Here is a 23,258-nt window from a genome sequence, read left to right as displayed (position 1 = left end):
GATCGGAAGATGGTACTGCAATCGCAGTGTTCTAGTGTAAACCCAAATGTTCAACTATAAAATAATGAAATGAGGATGATTATATGTCAGCAGCAAAAGAATTCTGGTTTGTGGTCGGTTCACAGCACTTGTACGGAGAAGAAGCACTGGGTGAAGTAAAAGCCAACGCACAGAAAATTACGGATGCTCTTAATGCAAGTGGCGTACTACCGTACCCGCTCGTATTGCAGGATCTGGCGGTAAGCGCAGATAAAATCACGAGTACGATGAAGGAAGTCAACTATCGCGACGAAGTAGCAGGTGTGATCACATGGATGCATACGTTTTCCCCGGCGAAAATGTGGATTCGTGGTACGAAATTGCTGCAAAAACCTTTGCTGCACTTGGCAACCCAATTCAACGAAAGCATTCCTTGGGCAACCATCGATATGGACTTCATGAACCTGAACCAAGCGGCACATGGTGACCGCGAATATGGCTTCATTAATGCCCGTCTGAGAAAACAAAATAAAATCGTTGTTGGCTACTGGGAGCGCCCAGAGGTGCAACAACAGGTTGCTGACTGGATGGACGTAGCGGTAGCTTATAATGAAAGCTTTAACATCAAAGTAGCTCGCTTCGGTGATAACATGCGCAACGTGGGCGTAACCGAAGGTGATAAAGTGGAAGCACAGATCCAATTCGGATGGACCGTTGATTACTTCGGTATTGGCGACCTCGTGCAATACGTGAACGCCGTAACGGAGCAGGAAATTGATGATTTGATCACTCAGTATAAGGACCTGTACGAATTTGATTATGGCACGAACAGCAAGGAAGCTTGGGAAGCCAGCGTACGTGTGCAAGCGAGTTATGAAATTGCGATCAAACGTTTCCTGGACGAAGGTGGTTACAGTGCCTTTACTACAAACTTCGAAGATCTGCATGGCATGAAACAACTTCCGGGTCTGGCTGTGCAGCGCCTGATGGCTCAAGGGTACGGATTTGCCGGTGAGGGTGACTGGAAAACAGCTGCGCTGGATCGTTTGCTGAAAATCATGGCCCATAACGAGAACACGGGCTTCATGGAAGACTACACATACGAGATGGCTGCTGGACAGGAAGCGATCCTGCAATCTCACATGCTTGAAGTAGATCCTACACTTGCCAGCACAAAACCGAGAATCATCGTGTCCCCACTGGGCATTGGCGATCGTGAAGATCCGGCACGTCTCGTATTCGACGGTAAAGCAGGCGAAGGTGTTGTGGTATCCATGGCAGACTTTGGTACACATTACAAACTGCTGATCAACGAAGTATCTGCTTTTGAACCAACCGTTCCAGCACCTAACCTGCCGGTAGCACGTGTTCTGTGGAGCGTTAAGCCGAACTTCCAAGATGGAGTTAAAGCATGGATCGAAAATGGTGGTGGTCACCATACGGTTGTATCCTTGAACCTGACTACAGATCAGATCGTGACTTATGCGAAGCTGGTGAATCTGGAATACGTTATTATTAAGTAAAAGTGGATTGGCAGCTACTGCATGAACTTATACGAATCTTTCTCTGTGGCCGGGGGTTAACCCTCGGCCCTTTGTTTGTTATGCTGAGAAGCATGATGTGAAGCTGAGCAAGGATTTGCTTTTCCATCGAAAAGAGATAAGAAATGAAGGAGGTATGGAAAGGATATGTACACAAAAGAAAGCTTGATGCAGCAACTGGAGCAGCTTGGTTTGGATCGCCAAGGTACGTTGCTTATGCACTCTTCAATGAAGAGTTTGGGCGAGGTTGAAGGTGGAGCAGATACGGTGTTGGATGTTGTTAGCGATTATATGAAAGACGGATTGTTGGTGCTTCCCACCCATACGTGGTCTACCATCAATGCGGATAACCCAATGTTCCACGTGGAAAAATCTGTATGCTGTGTGGGTATTCTGCCTGAACTTTTCCGTAAACGTCCGGGCGTGGTTCGTTCTTGGCATCCTACGCACTCGGTAGCGGCACTGGGAGGGGATGCAGAGGCATTTACGAAGGACGATCATCTCTTCGATACACCATGTGCGAGAGGTTCAGCATGGGGGAAACTGCTGGATCGGAAAGCGACGATCTTGTTAGTGGGCGTTGACTTGAAGCGCAATACATTTATCCATGGGGTCGAAGAGTGGGTGGATATCCCTGGCAGAATGACGGACGAGCATGAGATGCTTTATACGGTTTTACCGGATGGAAGCCAGATTTCAGTACCGTCCCGCAGACATTGTGGGTTGCCATGGTCGGAGCATTTCTGGAAAGTAGATGAGGTACTGGTTCGCGAAGGTGCGATGCGTAAAGGAAAGCTTGGTGATGCGGTCGTAAGAGTGTGTGATGCGGCTAAGACAGCAGAGGTAATTACGGAGATGCTGAAGGACAATCCGGACTTATTTTCGGACAACGAACCATTCCATTCACCTAATTATGAAGTAGATCTAGTTGGGATGAGTCATGAAGCATATCTCAGAAACGAGGCGCGTTATAAGCTGCAATCGGAGCTGTTGGTCGCAGAGAAACAGGTCGCTGAAGGCGAACGGTTACTTAATCATGAGCAACTCATAGCCAAAATACGAGAAGAGTAGATGCAGCCTGATCAGCAGGTGAAGTACTACTGCCGGAGAGATTAACTCCGCGAATGGTTTGGATCATTTGAATAAAACAGGTCGCTGGCTGGCCGCTCAGTTGGATATGGGCGGTTTTTTTGTGGAACAGTCAGATTCCTTCACAAAAGCGCAAAATAGATCAGCATTTCGATCAGAGGTTGGTCGGACTTCCAGTGTATGGGCTACTCACCCTTATGGTGGTGTGATAAGATATGGTTAAATTAACCAATAGGATTGGCGTAGCAGTATTGTATAGGTGTTTATTGAAGTTATATATAAGTATCACATAGAATCATGAACAACCACGTTGTCATTGTAGCATCTAAGAAGGAGAAGATTCGTGAACCCTTTAGTATGGTATGATCTCTTTTTATTTGTCCTATTGTTTGGTGTAGGTGTATATGTATTTGCTACGGTTAGAATTACGAACTTACATAAGGTGTACTTTTTATTTCACGGGTTGATGATGCTCTGGCCTTTCTGCCAATTTGCGAGTACGCTCACGGATGATTCCGGTCTGCAATTGTTCTACGTTACCTTATCTTTCGTCGCGGTCTCCTTGCTTGGGAGCGGGTGGCTTCTACTGACGATCTTTATTACCGGTTACGCGGAGCGGTTGAGTGCAAAAGGAACCTTCTTGCTATTTGTTCCTGCGGTGATCGGGGCTATAGGTGTGGTCGCTAATCCATGGAACGAATTCGTCATTCCACTGGAGGGCGGGTACATCGAGCGGGATTACGGCCTTTGGTTCTGGGTTGTGATGACTATTCTAGTGAGCTACTTCTTGACTTCTCTCGTGGTTCTATTCCGGGCGGTGTATTCTTCGCAGACGTCTGCCATGATCAAAAAACAGGTGAGAATCACCCTGTGGGGCATCTTGGTATTGGCTGTGTTTGCAACGATTGATGCGATTCTGAATGTCGTTCTAGCCCGCTGGTTGCCGATCATTCCTGGCATGACTTCGCTGGGGATCTTTTTGTCGGACCTGTTCTTTGTCTATGTGATCAAAAGATACAATGTGTTCGATCTGGTCTCCATCGCCCATGAGGACGTAATCAATACCATTCCATATGGCATCCTGGTACTGGATGAGAATGAAGTCATTGTTGAAGCGAACAAAGCCTCACGATCCTTTATGGATCTGCATGTGGGGGATTCTTTTGATATGGAAGCTTTTCTGGAGTCTGTTCATGTCGTGGGCAGCTGCCGGGAGTTCGTCAATCATTATAAGAAAAAAGAAAATACCCTCTCTCACATTGAAGTGATCGTGGAGCGGGACAACAATATCCGGCACTATATCCTGCAATCGTCTCCGATTGTGGATTCGGCTCTTGTGCCGATCGGTCATATCCTTACGTTCCAGGACGTCTCGCAGGAGCGCTTCTATGTGAAAGAGATGAATCGCCAGAACGAGACGCTTCAGGAGCGCAATCAGGCGCTAGACCTGATCCGTCAGGAGTTATCCGAGGCCAATCTCAAACTGGAGGAACTCGCGCTGACGGACAGTTTAACCAACTGTTACAACCGTCGTTATCTGACCCAACATCTGAATCACGAGGTCATTACCAATATTCAATACAAAACACCATTTTCACTCCTGCTACTCGATATCGACTACTTCAAAGCGATCAATGATCGCTATGGACATGTCATCGGGGATGAAGTGCTCGTCCGCACGGCGGAAGCTGTCAAACAATCGATTCGCAGCACCGACATCCTGACGCGTTATGGCGGGGAAGAGTTCATGATCTACCTTCCGCATACGGAGCATGATCTGGCGAACCAGATCGCAGAGCGTGTGAGAACAGCTGTGGAGTCCAACCATATCATGGTGGATCACGAGATTATGCAGGTGTCGATTACGATAAGTATTGGGATTCTTTCCTTTGAGGACTTTGAAGTTGTGCATGTGCCGGACAATCCGGAGGGGTATTTGACTCAACTGTTCGCTGCGGTGGATAAGGCATTGTATCAGGCGAAGCAGAATGGGCGGAACAGAGTGGAGTTTGCGGAGTTGGAGCGGGAAGTTATTTGAAAAGAGAAATAAGAGAAGAGTGGAGACGTACTCCACTCTTTTTTGGTATTAAAGTAATGATGTAGATACAGATATATTTATTCGGAATTTTTATATGATTTTTCGATAGCATTTAAAAATTCTTTGCTAATTTTGGTCAATGATACGATTGTATCTGTACTTTTGCCGCTTATTAAAGTTATATGTTCATCCAAGGCTTTTTTGTACTCAGAGTCTTCTTTGAATTTAAAGATTTCTTCAGCAGTGACCTGCAATCCATTGATTATTTTCTCAAGAGTCTCCAAAGAAATGTTACGATCTCCCCGTTCAACTCCACCAATATAGCTGTAATGAAGACCTGCTGCTTCCGCCAGTTGTTCCTGAGTCCAGCCTTTTGCCTTCCTTAACTCACGTATTCGATTTCCTACGTCCTCTGGTAAACTCATTTGATCACCTCCACTTAAGGTTAGAAGAGGTTATAGAATCCTTACAGACTAATATGTGCAAAGCAAATGATAATTAAACAGTACTTATAAGTACAATTTATATTGATCTTCTTTTGGTTTTTCTATACAATTATAAGAAAATCGATAATTAAGGAGGATTATCTTTGCGGAAATCTATCCTAAAATCACTCAAACCGGACATCATTGTTGAAATGTTGGAGATGGCTGTGGCTTTTGAAAATTGGAACAAGGTAATGGAGAGGGCGGACATGTTATATCAATGTGTTCAGTCTATCCATGAAGAGCGGCAGGAGTATCGGTCAGAGGGAGTGCTTGCACGACATATACACATCGAGCGGCCCTTGGTCTACTATTACGGGTTCAGTCACTTAATGCGGGGTATGGCTCACCAGAAGTTGGGACAGGTAGATCAGGCGAGGGCATGTATCGATCAATATGCAGAACTGGGATGGTTGGAGGATCTGGATGAGGTAGGTATGCTGGTGGTACAGGAGTTCAGACATAAGGCACTGGTGAATCGATATGCTCTTGAGATCGAAGCTGGGCAGGTGGAACTGCTGGAGGAGTTTGTGAACTTTTTGCTTGAGCATCCGGAGGAACGGTTGGCAGGTCTGAAGGTGATTACGGAGGCAGCAGTGCGGCATAGGTGGCAGATTGATCGAGTTTTAGATATGTTTGAGGATCAGATGCTGGGCGATGGCACAGAAATGAATTCTTTAAACAACGATGATATGTACCATTACTGTTATCAGCGGTCTTTGTATGAACAGTGGATGGGAAGACCACAGGAGGCATTGGAGTTCATTTTGCAGGCAATCAGGTTAGGGGATAAACTAGGGATGGATCGGTATTTTATAAGGTGCACGGCATTGTTGGAATCATTGCGGGAAGAGGCGACAGCGGAGCAGATTGGACGGTATCGAGTGATTTTAGAGAGTGTTGGTTGTTGATAATTCTATAAGACTTGAGTATAAAATAATATCAGGTTACCATTCTCCCGTAATATGCGTATGATTATTCAGGAATATATTACGGGAGGGGTTTAAATGAGTCATTTTATTGATCTAATTAAAGAATTATTTGCTAGAGATATCAGCACTACCTTGGCGACCGTTTTTATTATTTTTATGGTTTGGATGTACAAAGAGTTAAGAACAAATTATTTGGAAAACAGGAAGATAGATCAACAACGTTTTGAGAAGGCATTAGAAATCTATACTGAAGCTGAAATGGAAGTTTACAAATACATAAATAATAGAAGCGATTTTTTTCTTTCAGTGGAGAAAATTTCAAAAGCCTCAGTATTATTTCCTCCTAGATTAGTTGAGAATTTTAATAAAATGAAAGAAGAAAATAATTCATTTGATCAGAGAGCTGCTATGATCAATTTTCGAAAGGAGCTTAATAAAGAAATTGCGTTGTTAAAAAGTGAACAAATCAATCCTATAATCACTAGTGATAGTAGCGGTGATCTTATGGTAAGTATTGAGAACTTCGCAAAGTCTAAAGTAGCTCCTTTTTTAACACCTGTTTTTCATACTTATCTTATATTCATTCTACTTTTTGTAGTATTGTTTTTTATCAGTTCCCTTTTTACAGCAAGATCAGCATTAGAAGGTATTGAGATAGTGTTACTATTTTTTGATCTCACTATTTATTTTATTCTTTTATGCGCAATTATCAGTGAAGGATTTATGAAGGGCAGATTCAATCACAAAGGATACAATTGGCCATTGTTTATTATTTTTTGTATTACGCCAGTAGTATTTATATTTACAACAGTTTGGTATGTAGTTTCTTGCATATTCTTATTATTCCTTTTTTATATGAGTTATGTTAGAAAGAAATCGTTTAACAGACCTCAGAATTCTCAGAGTTAAAAACCTCTATTAACGATCACCATCATCACTCTCCTCCAGCATTTTCTGATGTAATTGTAGGAGAGTTACGATGGTCTTCATAAGAGGTTCACAGAAAGTGGGTATATGCATATAGGACCATAGCACCGATGAGGAGCACAGCTTGTGTATTTATCATGGTGAAATCAGGATGTTAGCCGGATAGTTTACATATTACACTTCTGCTAACATAGGGTAATCCTATTTCGAATGAGCGGAGAAACGTATGAGTACAATAAAAGTTACCCCTGAACAACTACATCACGTATCGAATCAGGTGGATCAAGCCAGACAACAGTTAGAGAGTATACGAAATGATCTGACGAGACAGATCATGTTTGTTCAGATGATGTGGATGGGCGCAACGCAGGAGCGATTTTACTATGAGTTCGAGCAGTCACGACCTATACTGGATAAAGCGCTTGAGAGTATGGTGAACACATCGAAGGAATTGAAGGATATCGCCACGCGTTTCCAAGATGCAGATGCTCAGAAGGTAACTCTGGGTGGTGCGTTTGGAGCAGTCGGCGCCGCAGCCATGATGACCAAATCATCAGGTGATTCAGGTTCGGGTGACAAGGGCTATCGGATGGCGCAAATCAATATGTTCGGTAAGTGGGTATGGATGCCTGTCAACGAGAATGGTGTTGCAGATCAGGCTGCTCTTCAGGCTTATCAGAGGGATCAGGGAAATCTGGACTTTAATCGCATGCAAGCTGTGAACGTTGAACCGCCTGGGGAAGATATTTTTGCGTTACAGATCAAGGCGTTTGAGATGGGGATTCATCCTACAACAGGAGAGCCTGTATCAGATAAGTATGCTCAGATGATGGTGACCTCTCTGAAGTTTAGTCAGATATTCATGGCGATTCAGATGGTTCGTGGAAGTATGCCGGGACGTTCAGGACCATTTAAAACGTCGTCATCTGGTTTGGCATCTAAGATTCAGAATAATATAAAGAAAGCTGAATCCAGAGTTGAGAATACTCAGACCGATAACAGCTTGGGAGCGACTCCAAAAACTGTTATCAGTTCAGAAATGGAATCTAAAATATTGGAAGGGCAGCGAAAAGTCCCGAAAAATATTTTGATAGGTGGGCACTCACCCAATATAAACAATAGCAACAATAGTTATGCTGTAGAAGTAGTAAGAAGTAATCCGGATGGAACTAAGTATGTTCTCTTTACTAAACAATTCGAAGATGGAAATATTTCTAAACTTAAGCATAGTACTTTGTTTCCAAATTCGTGGAGTGAAGATAAGATTATTGGAAGTATAAAAGATGTTGGAGATACGCCCGCCATATCATCAAGAATAAGAGATAGGGCTACGTGGCATCGTGAGAAGGTTGATGGTGTAGAAGTTGATGTAATTAAAAATGGGGATGAAGTTAGTAGCGCCTATCCTACAGGTGATGTAAACGCACCCCAACCAGCAGGTTTCTAAACTTATAAAATGGAAGGTAACTATAAAATATGTACAAACAATTAGATAATCTTTTATCAGCTGTGACGACAGTTGATTCCTGGTATGATGACGGTTGTATTATAGCAGCAGAAATATTGGAGGATTTCGGACAAAGTGATTGGGATCAGTTAACCATTGAGGTGTTGAATAAGCCAGTGTACTGGAAGAAAAAGCTGGCTTACTGTCTAGATAGTACGCAGCACACACAAGAATTTGAAATCCTACTTTCGCTACTTTCTGTTGAAGACAGCGAGTTATTTGAAATATGTATAGATACATTAAGAAGCTACACATCTACTGAACATAAGCAACGAATTATAAATCATCCTATGATATTAGATCGTGTGCATAATGCAATTTCAGGAGCAGGAACTGCTAGCCAAAAAATATTAGAGGAATTTCTTAAGGGGTTAAAATAGGTGAAATGAGTATAATAAGCGAGTACCTAAGTTCATTAGAGCGAGGGTAATGCTCTTTATGAACGTTGGAGAGTTGATGAACTATGAAAGAAGATAAAGTTAATGACTTTTATTATGTTGGTTACGAGGGGCAACCGGGAATATTAATTGTATTTGAAAACTCTGCGGAGAAAAATATCCTAAAGATGTGGAATGGATATTTTGAGACATTATTGGATCTTATGTGTCAGTATGAGCCTACTGACAATGGTATTCTACAAGAATACTATGCCCATGAAGGTTGGTATGAGGAAAGTCCATGGGAAATACAGGACCTTGATTCAGCTATTCATTTATTTAAATCCTTTAATGTGAGTAAAGTAATTGGTGAGCAAATAGAGAATGTTAAGAATATTGGTCCTACTCTCCCAGAAGTAGCACATCAGATAACGACATTTTTAGAATTAGCCAAAACGAACGGTTGTAGCGTGTATATTGAATACGACTGATTGAGATCAAGGAACATAATTTCAAACGATAACGCAGTTGCTAGGGCTGCGTTATTTAGTTGTTACCTTTTAAGTAACTCTGAATAGGTTAATAATCGATCAAGAGGAGAGCAACGCATGGGGCATCTACTAACCAAAGCTATTGAACGTTTGTCGTTTATTTCATTTGAGGATACCGAAGATAGCTCACTAGAATCGTCTCATGTTCTGATTGAAGAATATCTTAGACGCGTTAATCAATTATTAAACGAGATGGATGCTTCAATAGATCAGTATCCCCTATTTAGTTTTGCTAAAATCCTTGGAAAAGCCATAGATGAAAAAGTATATCGAGCCTGTTCCAAACTGGACACAATACAAAACCTTTATGTGAAGGTAATTGCTACGGTTATTTAGAAGTCTCGGAATTAGCAGATCAAGGATTGGATGAAGCAATTCAATACATCGACCTCTACGAACCGATGATAAAGTTCTTTGAACAAGGCGGGAGTTTTACCATAAGACAAGGCGAAATGGTTGTAGGCGATTCAGCCTATCCTCTTAAGTATTTGAGACATTTGAATATTTCAGTGCAAGATAATAGCGACATCAAATAGGATTATGTTGATCAAACTGGGGGGGCGACTTTGGAACAGATAAAACAGATGAATAAAGAAATATTCAAAGAAAATTTATTAAAGACAATTCAAGAAATCTCGAATGAAATTGGTTTAACATCTAATGAATATAGATTCATTATCGAGCCTGTGAGGGAAAAGGATAAGCCTTTGAATAGTGCAGATGATATGATGCGATTGAATATTTTGAGTGAGGATAATATAGGAGGAAAGCAGTTACCGTTAATCAATACGGTGAATGTTCTTTGCGGTTTAGAGCCAATGGTGCTTATATGGATTAATGTAATCTTTATAGGTTTAGATGAAGCAACAGCGATCTTTAAATTACAGTGTAGTCTAAGGTTTAGAAAGCCTACTTTGCTGAGAAATGTTGAAACAGGACATGCTCCCTTTAAAGCGATTATTGAAAGAACAGATTAATGATAATGACCTTTATAGTTAACTATGGATTGTCAACATTAAATCAGACAACTTTTTTAAGGGCTTCTTGGCGATACTGAACAGGCGTCAAATACCCCAGTGATCCATGAACTCTGTGCCTGTTAAACCAGTTAACGTAGTCGTATAATTCCAATTCCAAATGACGGAGGTTTCGGAATTCCATTTGGTAAATAAACTCCGTTTTCATGACCTTGTAGGTGGCTTCGGCCACAGCGTTATCGTAGGGACATCCTTTCTTGCTGAGTGATCGACCAATACCAAACGTGCCTAGAAGCTGGTCCATCACGTGGTTCTTAAACTCACTCCCACGATCCGTATGAAACCACTGGATTTGGCTCAAGTCGCCTTCTACCGTTGCAAAGGCACGCGAAACCAGAGCAGCGTCCTTATGTGGACCTGCACTGTGGCCAATAATTTCTCGATTGAACAGGTCCATGAGCACACAAATGTAATGCCACCGATGACCGACCTTCACATACGTGAGATCGCTGACCACGAAGCGCTTTGCTTCCGTCTGATTAAACTCCCGACCCAGTTCATTCACTGTTTCCTCCTCATTATAGGCCGTTTTATGAGGCTTAAATTGCGCAACGGTGTACGTGGAGACGAGACTCTGCTCTTGCATGATTCGACCAATGCGACGTCTAGATACGATGAGTCCTCGTTCCTGAAGCTTGGCTTTTATCTTTCGTGTACCATAGACTTTTCGATTTTTGTGGAATATCTCCACAATAGCTTCCGTGAGCTCATCTTCATTTGGCTTTTCCTTCGCTTCATGATAGAAGGTGCTTTTGGCGATTTCGAGGACGTTACACATTGCTGATACTGAGTATTTATCACGGTTATTCTGGATGATAGTTACTTTCGTCCCATGATCAGCGCGGCTTGCTTTAAAATGTCGTTCTCCATCCGTAAACGTTGGAGTTCTTTACGCATAGCCATTAATTCGTTTTCTTCAGGTGAACGGTTGTCTTTCTCTTTGAAAGAGCCCGTTGCCTGCGATTGCTTGATCCAGCGGTCTAGAGCCGAAGCAGTGAGGTCGTATTCCTCCACAATTGCAGCTCTGGATTTGCCGTTTTCAAAGAGTTGCACCATTTGTTTTTTGAACTCGGTTGTGAATGTGCGTCGTTGTTGTTTAGGCATTGTAGAGATCCGCTCCTTAACATGATAATTTTATTCTACAAGCCCTTATTTTTTCTGTCCAACTAAGTGTAGCCGATCCACTAACCCACATAGATACGGATGAGGGGTTGTGAAGAGATTATGTATGAATATCATGGATGGGCAACCATTAGAGAGAGTGTGTCGTTTGAAGAAGATGAGTATCAATATGGTTTAGTTATTCAACACCTGCTGGAATATGTAGAGGAGCTAAATTGGCCTACAGGTGTTTTGGACGTGAGAGCAGTTAATGGCGACTTTCAACTATGGATAGCGGGCCTAGATAATCACAAACCTGTATCAAAGTATGATCCCACCGAAGTGCTGAAAAAGGTAGGTAAAATAGCTCCGGACTCCTATGGAATTCTTTATGTAAGAGATAGTGATGATACGGAATCCTTCAAACAGTTTAAGGTCTACACTTTAATCCGAGGTAACTTTCTCTCCCCATTCATACCTAAACTAGAAGGTGATTACGAAGGATAATTTCATATCGAACTTTTCAGCATGTAGTCACTTTGAATACAGGCTATATGACACTCTTATTCTATGGCATCATAAAGTTCCGACATTCGGTCAGCCAATTCCAACTGTGGCTGCATTCGCTGATGATTCATATCGGTAGGTGTCATGTACAGCAATTCTTTTCCCTGCTCAAACATCGTGACATGGTACAAAACCCCTGTTGAATCTTCTTGATCCGGATCAAGTACAATTTCTAAATCGCGAACCTTTTCAATCCATTCCTGAATTAGTACCTGATCTGTGGTTGTTTTTTTAGTACCATCACTGCCACTCATCATTTCAATAGAATCAACCTGTGTAATTTCGCCAGGATAGAAGGTGTCTAATTTCCTTGATACTTTACTTACTCCGACTTGATCGGGCTGATTAGAACTTTGGCAGCCGCTAAGAATCAGGATCATAACTGTAGCAATCATCAAGACGATAAAAAAATATCTTCTCATGGTACTCCCCCTCTTTAGTCCCTAAACGAATTTTGTATTTGAAATGTTCCGCATAAACTCTATTTTGTTTAATCCTTAAAGTACATCGAGGTTACTGGTCACATATGCTGGAAGACTACGAAACTGGATTGTAACTCTTCTAGAAATTTTGGATTGTTCTACCTGTAAACAATCCCGGATCGTAAAGAAAATACCTACTAATAAAGCCCTCATATGTAACAAAACATGAAGAATCCGCTCTCATCCGAGAGTCGGATTCTTTCTCGTTCTAACACCAATATAACTCTTGTCAAAACGTAATCATTACGATATGATAATACTCATTATTTAGATCATAATGATTACGATTAAGAGAGAGGGGCATTACCTTGAATAAAAAGACGCCACTGCTAGCGCTGGTCTCCTTGGCCTTGAGCGCTGGACTGTTGAGCGCCTGCGGATCATCTGAGTCCAGTCCCGCTGCGCAACCATCCACCGATAATAAAAATGTTCACTTCCTATATAACTTCTCCACCAGTTCGCTAGATCCACATGTGGATTCTAGCTATGTGCCGCTGCGCGCGGGCATTACGGAAACGCTGGTTCGTCTCGATGAAGAGAACCTGACGGTTGCTCCATGGCTCGCCGAGAGCTGGGAGAGCGAAGACGGTCAGCATTGGACGATCGACCTGCGAGATGATGTGACCTTCCAGAATGGCAAGCCGATGACAGGCGAGTCCGTTAAGGCATCCCTTGAGCGGGCACTGGAAGAGAATGTAGCCATCCAGAACGTGCTGAAGATCGATACGATTGAAGCCGAGGGTGACAAGCTGGAGATTACTACAACTCAGCCGTTCCCGGAATTTGCTTCAGAGCTGGTGAACCCTAACACGGCGATTATCGACGTGAGTGAGCCGGACATTGTGAACAAGCCTATTGGTACGGGCCCGTTTAAACTGACTTCTTTTACCCCAGGTAGCAAACTGGAACTGGATCGCTATGATGAATACTGGGATGGAGCATCGCCTCTGGATTCCATCACGTTCTCATTCAATGAAGATGCCAATGCCCGCACACTAGCGCTCAAATCTGGGCAGGTTGATATCGTATACCGTCCGGAAGTCGAAAGCCTCGAATCGCTCAAAGCGATGGACGGCATGACCGTTGAGTCCACATCGACATTCCGCGTGCATCAGCTAACGATGAACATGCAGCGGGAGAGTATGAAGGACCTCAATGTTCGTCGTGCGCTGGACGCGCTGATTGACCGTCAGGGTATCGTGGACACGATCCTGCTCGGCTACGGTGAAGCTGCTATCGGACCGTTCCTGCCATCGCTGCCCTTCGCGCCAACCTATACGGATACAGCAACGGAATCCGGAGCTGATGTCGCTGTAAAATATCTTGGCGAAGCAGGGTACACGCAGCAAAACGGCGTGATGACTAAGGATGGCAAACCATTGCAGCTGACGCTACTGACATATTCAGCCCGTGCTGATCTGCCACTGATTGCTCAAGTGTTCCAATCTGATGCGAAGAAGATCGGTATCGACGTGCAGATTCGCCAGATTGACACGCCGGAAGACTATATGGCATCCAACCGCGACTGGGATATTGCGACCTACAGTAATTTGACAGCTCCGCGTGGGGATGCAGGCTATTACCTGAATGCGACGTACCATCCGAAGGGTGCTCTTAACTTCAGTGGATCGGAAGATCCGGAGTTGACCAAGATCATCGACGAATTGAATCTCACAGTTGCACCGGAGAAGCGCGCAGAGCTTGCCGAGAAGGCGGCCAACTACGTGCATGACAACGTGCTGAACTCATTCGTGCTGCACCCAGGTACGATCGTTGCCTATAACGGCAAGAAGATCAAGAACTGGGTTACCACTCGCAGTGAATATTACATGATTACCAATAAGCTGGATGTGATGTAATGTTTCGCATTTTGCTTCGAAAGTTCCTTGAGGTATTTATCTTTCTGTTGTTCATTATGTTTGTGAGCTTCCTGTTCATTCGTCTGGCTCCCGGTGATCCGGTGCTGACGATCCTGAATGTGGACGAACTGTCCGTTAGTCAGGAGCAGGTCGAAGCTGTACGCGAGGAAATGGGCTTTAATGATTCGCTTCCTGTCCAGTTCGGCAAATGGTTGCTCGATTTCGTTCGGCTCGACTTCGGCGTATCGTACTCAACAGGCCAGCCTGTCATGCAGACCCTGATGCGTGCGCTGCCAGCTACAGCTGAACTGACGATTGGCGCTCTACTAGTCATGCTCGTCATAGCGATCCCGCTCGGCTCACTGTCAGCACTCCATCGCGGCAGTTGGATTGACCGGGGCAGCCGCATGCTCTCCATTGTGGGTGCGGCGGTGCCAAGTTTCTGGCTGGGTCTGATCCTGATCGACATGTTCGGCGTACGCTTCGGTAATCTGCCAACCATGGGCCGGGATGGATTCACATCACTTATTCTGCCATCTCTGACGCTGGGACTTGCCATCTCCAGCGTTTATGTGCGTCTTTTGCGTTCCAGCTTGCTGGATTCACTAAGTCAGGAGTTCGTTCGATCCGCCAGGGCAAGAGGGTTATCCGAAGGCCGGATCTTCATGCTTCACGCGTTTCGGCACAGTCTGCCGCCTGTCATTACGGTATTTGGCGTAAGTCTCGGCAGCCTGATTGGCGGAGTTGTCGTGATTGAAGTGTTGTTCGCTTATCCGGGTATCGGCAAGCTTGTCGTTGACGCCATCCGCCAGCGTGATTATCCACTGATTCAGGGTTACATTCTGATCATGGCTATCGTGGTATTCCTCGTGAATACAGCGGTTGATCTATCTTATCGTTATTTGAATCCCGAAATGAAACTGAAGGAAAAGGAGGCCCACCGATGAAAACCATACCCCTGCCCATTCTGCCTACAAAATCTAAAAAACATAGCTGGCAGGCGATTATTGGTCTGCTGTTTGCACTGCTGGTCATCGCGGCCTCCTTATATGCCTTTTTATACTTGAAGCATGATCACACATTAACGGATCTGCGTGGACGATTGCAGGGGGCAAGTGCTCTCCATCCGTTCGGTACCGACCATCTGGGCCGCGATGTACTGACACGTCTGCTGCTTGGCGGCGGTCAAACACTGGGTTATAGCCTGCTGGCACTCGGTGCTGCACTGCTGATCGGTATTCCTTTTGGACTGATAGCAGGATACAAACGTGGCTGGGTCGATAAGCTGTTCATGCGCATCGCTGATGCTTTTCTCGCTTTCCCTGATACCATCGTGGCGATTGTGCTCAGTGGCCTGCTTGGCGCGGGAATCGGCAATCTGGTATTGGCGATCGTGATTGTAAAGTGGGTCAGCTATGCGCGTCTCGTTCGAAGTACGGTTTTATCGGAGTCACAAAAGGATTACATTCGGATCGCCCGCACCAACGGACTATCGGACGGTCGAATCATGAGAAAACATCTGCTTCCGCATATCGCAGGGCATGTGCTCGTGTTAGCCAGTCTCGATCTGGGCAAAATCATCCTGCTCATCTCATCATTGTCCTACATTGGCCTTGGCGCACAGCCGCCAACACCTGAATGGGGTGCGATGCTGAACGACTCGCGGCCGTACTTCCAGTCTCGGCCGGAGCTGATGATCTATCCGGGTCTTGCCATTGTCTCGGTAGTCCTGCTCGCCAACATGCTGGGCGACTATCTGCGAGACCGGTTTGACGTGAAGAAGGAGGTGCAGCCATGATTCTCTCCATTGAGGAACTGAGTATCTCTAGTCGGGATCGTACTATTGTAGATCAAGTCTCTCTGGCTGTTCGCGAAGGTGAATTTATGGCATTGGTTGGACAGAGTGGTAGTGGCAAAAGCTTGCTCTCGCAAGCAATTGGTCGTCTGCTGCCGCCCAACCTGCATGCGTCGGGGCGAGTCATGTTCGAAGGCAGCAACCTGCTCGAACGGAAGCCGAAGGAGATGCAAGCCCTGCGGGGAAGCTGCATCTCATATATTTTTCAAGACTATCAGGGAGCATTTACGCCCTTTCGCAGCATTGGTGGGCACTTTGATGAATACCAGAAGGTACATGGAGAAAAGTCTTCTGCCATCCGCAAGAAACGAGCGGAGGAAGCGCTGGAATCGGTTGGCCTTGGCGCTGAATTGCTGCGCCGCTATCCGTTCCAGTTGAGCGGTGGACAGCTTCAGCGGGCATCAATCGCCACATCGCTAATGCTGTCTCCTCGTCTGCTGATTGCAGATGAGGCAACGACGGCGCTTGATAGTGTATCCGGGCATCGCGTGTTGGAACTGCTGGCACGCAAACAAGCGGAGACGGGATGTGCCATTCTGTTTATCACACATGATTGGCGCCATGTACGTCGCTATGCCAACCGCTTGGCTGTTATGAAGGAAGGGCAGATTGTGGAATCTGGCGGAAAGCACCGCATTCTCGATCATCCTCAGCATGAATATACGCGCCAGCTAATTGAAGCGGCTCCTGTCCTGAGTCGCTCGCTGAAGTCGGGATTGAAGGAGGCAGGAACCGAATGAAGACAACCGCAAATGATGAACACCGTGGGCTCGTGCAGTCTGAAGAATCTGGTTTGCGAAGCCACGGTTTTGCTAACGACGTAAACCATGCAGACACAGACAATGCAGTCATAGATACTGCGGGTACAGATCATACGGATATAGATGCGGATATAGATGCGGATATAGATATTGCCGGTTCAGACAATGCTTCATCGCTCAGCACCCCTGGCGACCCCGTGCTTCACGTAGAACATCTAAGCCGAACGTATGCAGGTGCAGACCGACCGGCTGTGAATGATATTTCCTTCACCCTGAACCACGGCGAATGCCTTGGCCTGGTTGGGGAGAGCGGCTGCGGCAAGAGTACACTCGCCCGCTGTTTGCTGAGGATCGAAGATGCAGATTCAGGCTCGATTACTTTGGGCGGACAGGATATCGCGCGGCTGAGCGGCCGACGGTTGCGACCTCATCGCCGGAAGATCCAGATTGTATTCCAGAACCCGATGGCTGCACTGAATCCGAAGCTCAAGATTGCTGATTCGCTGATTGATCCGTACGAACAACTTGGACGGAACGCCGAGCTTTCCCACTTTACCTACACATCCAAGGAGGCTTACGTCCAAAAGCTGCTTGAAGCGGTCGAGCTTCCAAGCGATATGGCTGGACGTTACCCCCATGAGCTAAGTGGTGGACAGCGTCAGCGCGTCACGATCGCACGTGCCATTGGTATTGAGCCAGACGTTGTCGTTCTGGATGAACCGACAGCCAGCCTGGACGTGATCTCGCAGGGAGCCGTTTTGCAGTTGCTTACGGATCTCCGGACATCACTTGGTCTGTCATACTTATTCATCTCGCATGATCTGGCTGCGGTACATCGTATGAGCCAGCGCATTATCGTCATGCGGGAAGGTCAGATCGTTGACCGCTTTGGTGCAGATGCGTTGTTCGCTGAAGAACGCCATCCGTATACAAAGGAACTGATTTCAATTTTCTGAGTACTCCCGGAAACGCCGGGGGCTGTAATCGTTAATTTATATATGAAGCCGCCTTACGAAGAGATTCGAGAGCGGCTTTTAGTGCATCCATTTGATCACCCAAGTCCTACTAAAACCGGGTTCCTTTCTTTGTTTTGAACAAATATATCTTTCAGGCCTATAACCGGGCTAACGTTCCGATGTAAACTAGCGTATACTGATGGAATAGCAAATATCTTGAAATTGCATATTTAAATTGCTCTATATTATTGATACACTAGATCAAGGTTTAATCATTCAGAGAAGGTGCGATCCCGTTCAAGAATGGGCTTGCTGCAAATGCCAAATCGATAACGCTTACATCCTTTTGGCAAATATAGGATATAAGGACGGTAGACATGAGCCAGGGACAAACGAGTACAGATGTTATCTTGATTGGTGCCGGAATTATGAGTGCAACTTTGGGAACTTTGCTAAAAGAATTGGCACCAGACTGGAATATTAAGGTTTTCGAAAAGCTAGCCACTGCAGGAGAGGAAAGCTCCAACGAATGGAATAATGCCGGAACCGGGCATGCTGCATTGTGCGAACTTAACTATACCGTTGAACGACCAGACGGAACCGTAGATATTAGCAAAGCGATTAAAGTGAATGAACAATTTCAGATCTCAAAGCAATTTTGGTCCTATCTCGTCAATAGCCGTCTGATTCGTAATCCACGGGACTTCATTATGCCGATTCCTCATTTGAGTTATGTACATGGAGAGAGCAATGTCCAGTTTTTGAAAAGACGTTATGACTCCTTGTCGAATCACCCGCTGTTCGCAGGCATGGAATTCTCGGATGACAAGAAAGAGCTGGCGAAATGGATGCCGCTGATGATGAAAGATCGTACAAGTAATGAACCTGTTGCAGCGACCAAAATTGACTCCGGTACGGACGTTAACTTTGGTGCTTTAACGCGTATGCTGATCAAACATTTGAAGGAACAACACGTGGGCATCCACTACCAACATAGCGTGAAGAATATGAAACGCACCAGCGATGGACAATGGGAACTATCCGTGAAAAACCTGAAGAGCGGTGCAGTCGAACGCCATAAGGCAAAATTCGTCTTTATCGGCGCGGGCGGTGGAAGTCTACATTTGCTCCAGAAGACGGGCATTCCGGAAGGTAAACATATCGGCGGATTCCCGGTCAGTGGGATCTTTATGGTGTGCAAAAATCAAAAAGTCGTGGAACAGCATCATGCCAAAGTATATGGCAAGGCTTCGGTAGGAGCTCCGCCGATGTCGGTTCCGCATCTGGATACCCGTTTTATCGACAATAAGAAGTCGCTGTTATTCGGGCCGTTTGCCGGGTTCTCGCCGAAGTTCCTGAAGACGGGTTCCAACGCCGACTTAATCACGTCGGTTAAGATGCATAATCTGCTTACGATGCTTGCAGCAGGTGTCAAAGAAATTTCTTTGACCAAATATCTGATCCAACAACTGATGTTATCCAAAGAACAACGTATGGCTGAATTGCGTGACTTTGTTCCGGGTGCGAAGAGCGAGGATTGGGATATGGTTCTGGCGGGGCAGCGTGTGCAGGTGATCAAGGATACCGTCCAGGGCGGCAAGGGTACGCTCCAATTTGGTACGGAAGTGGTCACGTCTGCAGATGGAACGATTGCGGCTCTGCTAGGTGCATCACCGGGTGCATCCACCGCGGTTCAGGTCATGCTTGAGATTCTTCAGCGTTGCTTCCCGCAGCATATGGAGGCATGGGAGCCAAAGATTAAGGAAATGATTCCATCCTATGGCATATCACTTGTGGAGAACTTGGATCTTCTCAAAGAGGTTCATTCTTCAACAGCCAAGGCGCTGGGGTTATCGGATGAAAAACATGTCATGCACGTATAACGTTTAGCTTATCGTGTTAGGTCATAATGAAGTCATAGAAAAGAGAGCTAAGCCGGGATGAAACCCGTGCTAAGCTCTCTTTTGGTTTATTTGGTATATCAGAACCTGAACTTGAACTCGAGCCTGGCTTGGAATTGAACTTGAACATGTCCGCTATCATCGCTTTCCCCGTAGACCTTACACAAAGCAAACGGATACGGATCGTACAATATGCCGCTATAGAGTCATAGAACGATCTTATCGCTCAGGCTCTTATGCTGCGGTCCAAAGGGATGACAAAGGAAACTTTCGTGCCTTGGCCCGGCGAGCTGATGATGGTCAAACCTTGTCCGTACATCTGGGTCAACCGGCGATGTGTATTGGTTAATCCAATGCCGCTGGTTCCCCCTGGTCCCTTCTTGGGCCATGCTAATGCCCGTTCGATCTGTTCCGGTTGCATCCCTACACCATCATCCTCAATCTCAATTAAGGTGGACGCTGTTTGGTTGATGATTCGGATATGCACGGTTCCACCCTCAACTTTACTGAGAATACCATGTCGAACAGCATTCTCAATGAGCGGTTGAATGGTGAGTGGCGGCAGGGAAAGATCAAGATCATCTGGAATATCCCAGATGACATTTAGCCGATCCAGGAATCGTTCTTTCTCAATGTAGAGATAGGCACGTGACAGATCCAACTCATGAGTGACCTCCACCATTTTCTCCGAATTGACGAAATGAAAGCTGGTCTGAAGATACTCGATAAAGGCATCGCCCAGTTTCTGCATTCGCTCTGTGTCCATCTCACTAAGAACCATGATTGAATTGAGCGTATTAAAAAGAAAATGGGGCTGGATCTGTGCTTGTAAGTAAGCAGCTTCCATGCGCAACCGCTCATCGATGGATTGTTTCAGCACAATCAGTGATCCAATGCGATGCCTTAATTCAACGGCATCCACGGGCTTGGTGACATAGTCCGTCGCACCGGCCATGAATCCGGCGTATACATCCGCTGGTTCGTTACGGGCCGTCAGCAACAGGATGGGAAGCTCCGAGACCGAATAACGTTTGCGTACGTTCTCGGTCAGTTCATAACCGGACATATGGGGCATCATGACATCGGCAATCAGTAAGTCCCACGGCTCTTTATCCAGCAACTCTAGTGCTTCGAGTGCGGAAGCTGCTGGTTGAATGTGGTATGGTTCATTCGCAAGCATGGAGATCAGGACTCGCAGGTTTACAGGATCATCATCGACGGCAAGAATTCTTGCGGCAGTCTTATCTTGAGAGACGGTCTGCTGCTGCGGCTCTGCAATCGCAATTTCATCGAAGCTGTGAGCGTCCCATTGCTGCTCAGTCTGGTCCGATAACGATGCGGTGTCTTCCCGTGGAAGCGAGATCTGGAAGGTCGATCCTTGCCCAGGTACGGATTGCACGGTGAGTTGGCCGCCATGGAGTTCGGTGAGCTGCCTGCTGATATTGAGACCGAGGCCGATTCCTCCGCTTAAACGAGCCTCTGGGGTCCCTTGTTCATACGCCTCGAATATTCGCTGTTGTATCTCCTCACTCATACCAACACCTGTATCTGAAACTTTAATCAAGACGTACTCTCCATGTTCCCGAACGGACACGGTAATGGTACCCTCATCGGTAAATTTCAGCGCATTATGCAACAGGTTGTAGAGCACCTGAACAAGTCTTCTCTCATCGGCTTGAATCAACGGCAGTGATTCTGGAATATCCACCTGCATATGGATGGGCTTGCCCTCTGCCATGAATCGGAACATACCGATCACGCCTGGAATGACAGATGCAAGAGATAAAGGTTTCTTCTGAAGCGTAATACGTTTTTCCTTCAAACGAATGACATCAAGGAGGTCATCCACCAGTTGGGACATGCGTCGGCCGATGGTAACTAACAGCTTCATGTCTTCTGCCTGCTGCCCACCTGATTTACGACGTTCACGAACCGCGATGCTCTCGGCGATATTGATGATCCCGTGCAGCGGTGTACGCAATTCATGAGCCGTATTCACAAGAAACTGATCCTTCTGGCGATCCTCTTCTTTGAGCTGTTCGTACAACTTCTCGATCTCACTTGAATTACGGAAGTATTTTCTGAACCAATAGGCGGAGAAGCCAAACATGGCCGCAATCACATCGATCGGATAATACACGTTGGTAATTTCGCTATGTGAGTTCACAATTCCCCATAACACGCTTGATAGGCTGCTAGTAGCCGCAAAGAGCAAAAAGCTTGCGTCCCTTCGTTTCTCGGCTGCCATTCGGAAGAATAGGTACACAGACCAGCCGATGGCAAACAGATAAAGGAAATCAGAGAGCCCAATCTCAAGTACATGATAGATCAGGGTCACTGGTGCGACGAGTAAAAATAAACAGTAAACGCCAAGCACGCTGGCATAGATACGGAACAGTTTACGCCATTGTAGATTATGGGAGAAGCTTTTAGCCATCTGTAAAAGAAAGAATGCGAACAACGGATAGGATAACGCCTTGGCCTTAACGATCCAAGTGAAGTTGAGTGGAATCCAACTCAATAACAGATTGTCATGGTCGGAAGCGACCGTTAGGGCAGCTACCAGTGTTAGCATCGAGAACGTCAGCAGAGCTCGTTCCTTTCGGATAAACAGAAACATGACAAAAGCGTATAGGCTGTGCAAAATCAGTATGGCGAACGTGATCTTTTGCAAATCAATAGACAATCCTCGTTCACTGCCAATGGCTTCTGGAGAACCAAAATAGAGAGAGCGTGTGATCCCTCCGCTATAAGGATCGTCAAAATTGGCGGTCTGCACCAAAAGATTGAGTTCGGTAGAACCGTTAAGCACATAGGAAGTTGTAAATGCAGTCCTTTCTGGTCGATAGGCTTCGGCATGAGTGGCAGGTTGGCCGAATTCGGCCACAATGGTCCCGTTCATCTCGATGATCGATGATGTCTGGATTTTCTGAGCCCAGAGAGCGATTTCCTTCACAGATGGATCTAAAAGTATGCGAAGACGGTACGTCCCATATCCGAATGACGATGAGGATTGTGGTAATGCATTCCGCCAGTCACCGGGAACTTGAATCCGTGTGGATGGGTTGGCTATTTTCGCGTCACGATTAGAGATTAACGTCTGGGGATAAAACTCCCATTCTCCATCCAGGGATATGGGTGAAGTGTTGGCGAGGTCCCAGCCTCGAAGGTCTAATAAGCCTTCAATGGGTTCAGGATGTGCGGGTATAGTGAAAGTCTCGGACCATATCCAGCGAAAGCCAAGCAAAATAGTCAGGAATAGAATCGACAGCACTACATATCGGGGTATCTTTTTATAGGTTATTGGTTTCAT

The 23,258-nt window shown here is 45.6% G+C and carries 20 protein-coding genes and 1 pseudogene; 17 read left to right on the top strand and 4 right to left on the bottom strand.

The genetic code is table 11. The features are described from left to right. Window positions 1-83: 83 nt before the first annotated feature. From araA to MKY92_RS29980, 3 genes and pseudogenes are all read left to right on the top strand, one after another. The gene (gene araA / locus MKY92_RS29990) at window positions 84-1,502 is read left to right on the top strand and encodes an L-arabinose isomerase (RefSeq protein WP_339298646.1); all 1,419 of its coding nucleotides are present in this window, start codon (window positions 84-86) and stop codon (window positions 1,500-1,502) included. A gap of 165 nt (window positions 1,503-1,667) precedes the next feature. Then, window positions 1,668-2,417 (top strand): annotated as a pseudogene (locus tag MKY92_RS29985) (AAC(3) family N-acetyltransferase); the annotation flags it as partial. 535 nt (window positions 2,418-2,952) lie between these two features. Next, window positions 2,953-4,647, top strand: a complete 1,695-nt coding sequence (locus MKY92_RS29980; protein WP_339298645.1) for a diguanylate cyclase — start codon at window positions 2,953-2,955, stop codon at window positions 4,645-4,647. Between the two features lie 77 nt (window positions 4,648-4,724). Here MKY92_RS29980 and MKY92_RS29975 read toward each other — a convergent pair whose 3' ends face one another. After that, window positions 4,725-5,072 carry a helix-turn-helix transcriptional regulator gene (locus MKY92_RS29975; RefSeq protein WP_339284885.1) on the bottom strand — a complete coding sequence of 116 codons (348 nt, stop codon included), beginning with the start codon at window positions 5,070-5,072 and terminating at the stop codon, window positions 4,725-4,727. 164 nt (window positions 5,073-5,236) lie between these two features. On the opposite strand from MKY92_RS29975, the gene MKY92_RS29970 reads away from it, so the two are divergent. The 7 genes from MKY92_RS29970 (at window position 5,237) to MKY92_RS29940 (ending at window position 10,403) form a co-directional block, all read left to right on the top strand. After that, the gene (locus MKY92_RS29970; RefSeq protein ID WP_339298644.1) at window positions 5,237-6,043 is read left to right on the top strand and encodes a DNA-binding protein; all 807 of its coding nucleotides are present in this window, start codon (window positions 5,237-5,239) and stop codon (window positions 6,041-6,043) included. 96 nt (window positions 6,044-6,139) lie between these two features. After that, window positions 6,140-6,973 carry a hypothetical protein gene (locus MKY92_RS29965; protein ID WP_339298643.1) on the top strand — a complete coding sequence of 278 codons (834 nt, stop codon included), beginning with the start codon at window positions 6,140-6,142 and terminating at the stop codon, window positions 6,971-6,973. Between the two features lie 244 nt (window positions 6,974-7,217). Continuing rightward, on the top strand, window positions 7,218-8,438 hold the full coding sequence (locus MKY92_RS29960) for a WXG100 family type VII secretion target (RefSeq protein WP_339298642.1): 1,221 nt from the start codon (window positions 7,218-7,220) through the stop codon (window positions 8,436-8,438). A gap of 29 nt (window positions 8,439-8,467) precedes the next feature. Further along, window positions 8,468-8,878 (top strand): hypothetical protein, encoded by a 411-nt coding sequence (locus MKY92_RS29955; protein ID WP_339298641.1) that lies wholly within the window; start codon window positions 8,468-8,470, stop codon window positions 8,876-8,878. Window positions 8,879-8,961: 83 nt separating this feature from the next. Next, on the top strand, window positions 8,962-9,366 hold the full coding sequence (locus MKY92_RS29950) for a hypothetical protein (RefSeq protein WP_339298640.1): 405 nt from the start codon (window positions 8,962-8,964) through the stop codon (window positions 9,364-9,366). Window positions 9,367-9,483: 117 nt separating this feature from the next. Further along, window positions 9,484-9,762 (top strand): hypothetical protein, encoded by a 279-nt coding sequence (locus MKY92_RS29945; RefSeq protein WP_339298639.1) that lies wholly within the window; start codon window positions 9,484-9,486, stop codon window positions 9,760-9,762. 230 nt (window positions 9,763-9,992) lie between these two features. Then, window positions 9,993-10,403 carry a hypothetical protein gene (locus MKY92_RS29940; RefSeq protein WP_339298638.1) on the top strand — a complete coding sequence of 137 codons (411 nt, stop codon included), beginning with the start codon at window positions 9,993-9,995 and terminating at the stop codon, window positions 10,401-10,403. Between the two features lie 43 nt (window positions 10,404-10,446). On the opposite strand, the gene MKY92_RS29935 is transcribed toward MKY92_RS29940, so the two are convergent. Continuing rightward, a protein-coding gene (locus MKY92_RS29935; RefSeq protein WP_339298637.1) for an IS3 family transposase occupies window positions 10,447-11,567 on the bottom strand; the annotation gives its coding sequence in 2 pieces (ribosomal slippage) (window positions 10,447-11,318 and window positions 11,318-11,567; 1,122 coding nt in all). Between the two features lie 120 nt (window positions 11,568-11,687). Between MKY92_RS29935 and MKY92_RS29930 the strand changes: the two genes are divergently transcribed. Then, window positions 11,688-12,071, top strand: a complete 384-nt coding sequence (locus MKY92_RS29930) for an Imm7 family immunity protein (protein WP_339298636.1) — start codon at window positions 11,688-11,690, stop codon at window positions 12,069-12,071. 56 nt (window positions 12,072-12,127) lie between these two features. Here the strand turns inward: MKY92_RS29930 and MKY92_RS29925 are convergent, their stop codons facing one another. After that, on the bottom strand, window positions 12,128-12,553 hold the full coding sequence (locus MKY92_RS29925; protein WP_339298635.1) for a hypothetical protein: 426 nt from the start codon (window positions 12,551-12,553) through the stop codon (window positions 12,128-12,130). Between the two features lie 368 nt (window positions 12,554-12,921). On the opposite strand from MKY92_RS29925, the gene nikA reads away from it, so the two are divergent. From nikA to MKY92_RS29895, 6 genes are all read left to right on the top strand, one after another. Further along, a complete protein-coding gene (gene nikA, locus MKY92_RS29920) occupies window positions 12,922-14,472 on the top strand; it encodes a nickel ABC transporter substrate-binding protein (RefSeq protein ID WP_339298634.1) in 1,551 nt (516 codons plus the stop codon). Beyond that, window positions 14,472-15,419, top strand: a complete 948-nt coding sequence (gene nikB / locus MKY92_RS29915; protein WP_192136320.1) for a nickel ABC transporter permease — start codon at window positions 14,472-14,474, stop codon at window positions 15,417-15,419. The genes nikA and nikB overlap by 1 nt, the downstream gene beginning before the upstream one ends. Then, window positions 15,416-16,270: a nickel transporter permease gene (gene nikC / locus MKY92_RS29910; RefSeq protein ID WP_339298633.1), complete on the top strand. Its 855-nt coding sequence runs from the start codon at window positions 15,416-15,418 to the stop codon at window positions 16,268-16,270. The genes nikB and nikC overlap by 4 nt, the downstream gene beginning before the upstream one ends. After that, the gene (locus MKY92_RS29905) at window positions 16,267-17,067 is read left to right on the top strand and encodes an ABC transporter ATP-binding protein (protein WP_339298632.1); all 801 of its coding nucleotides are present in this window, start codon (window positions 16,267-16,269) and stop codon (window positions 17,065-17,067) included. The genes nikC and MKY92_RS29905 overlap by 4 nt, the downstream gene beginning before the upstream one ends. Then, window positions 17,064-18,044, top strand: coding sequence for a dipeptide/oligopeptide/nickel ABC transporter ATP-binding protein (locus MKY92_RS29900; protein WP_339298631.1), 981 nt, complete (start codon window positions 17,064-17,066; stop codon window positions 18,042-18,044). Before MKY92_RS29905 ends, MKY92_RS29900 begins: the two co-directional genes overlap by 4 nt. A 377-nt stretch (window positions 18,045-18,421) precedes the next feature. After that, entirely contained in the window at window positions 18,422-19,927 is a 1,506-nt protein-coding gene (locus MKY92_RS29895) for a malate:quinone oxidoreductase (RefSeq protein ID WP_036611787.1), read from the top strand. A 244-nt stretch (window positions 19,928-20,171) separates the two neighbouring features. Here the strand turns inward: MKY92_RS29895 and MKY92_RS29890 are convergent, their stop codons facing one another. Beyond that, entirely contained in the window at window positions 20,172-23,258 is a 3,087-nt protein-coding gene (locus MKY92_RS29890) for an ATP-binding protein (RefSeq protein ID WP_339298630.1), read from the bottom strand.

Source organism: Paenibacillus sp. FSL R5-0623 (genome assembly GCF_037974265.1).
GTDB lineage: Bacteria > Bacillota > Bacilli > Paenibacillales > Paenibacillaceae > Paenibacillus.
This window is presented reverse-complemented; position numbering and strand designations above follow the sequence as displayed.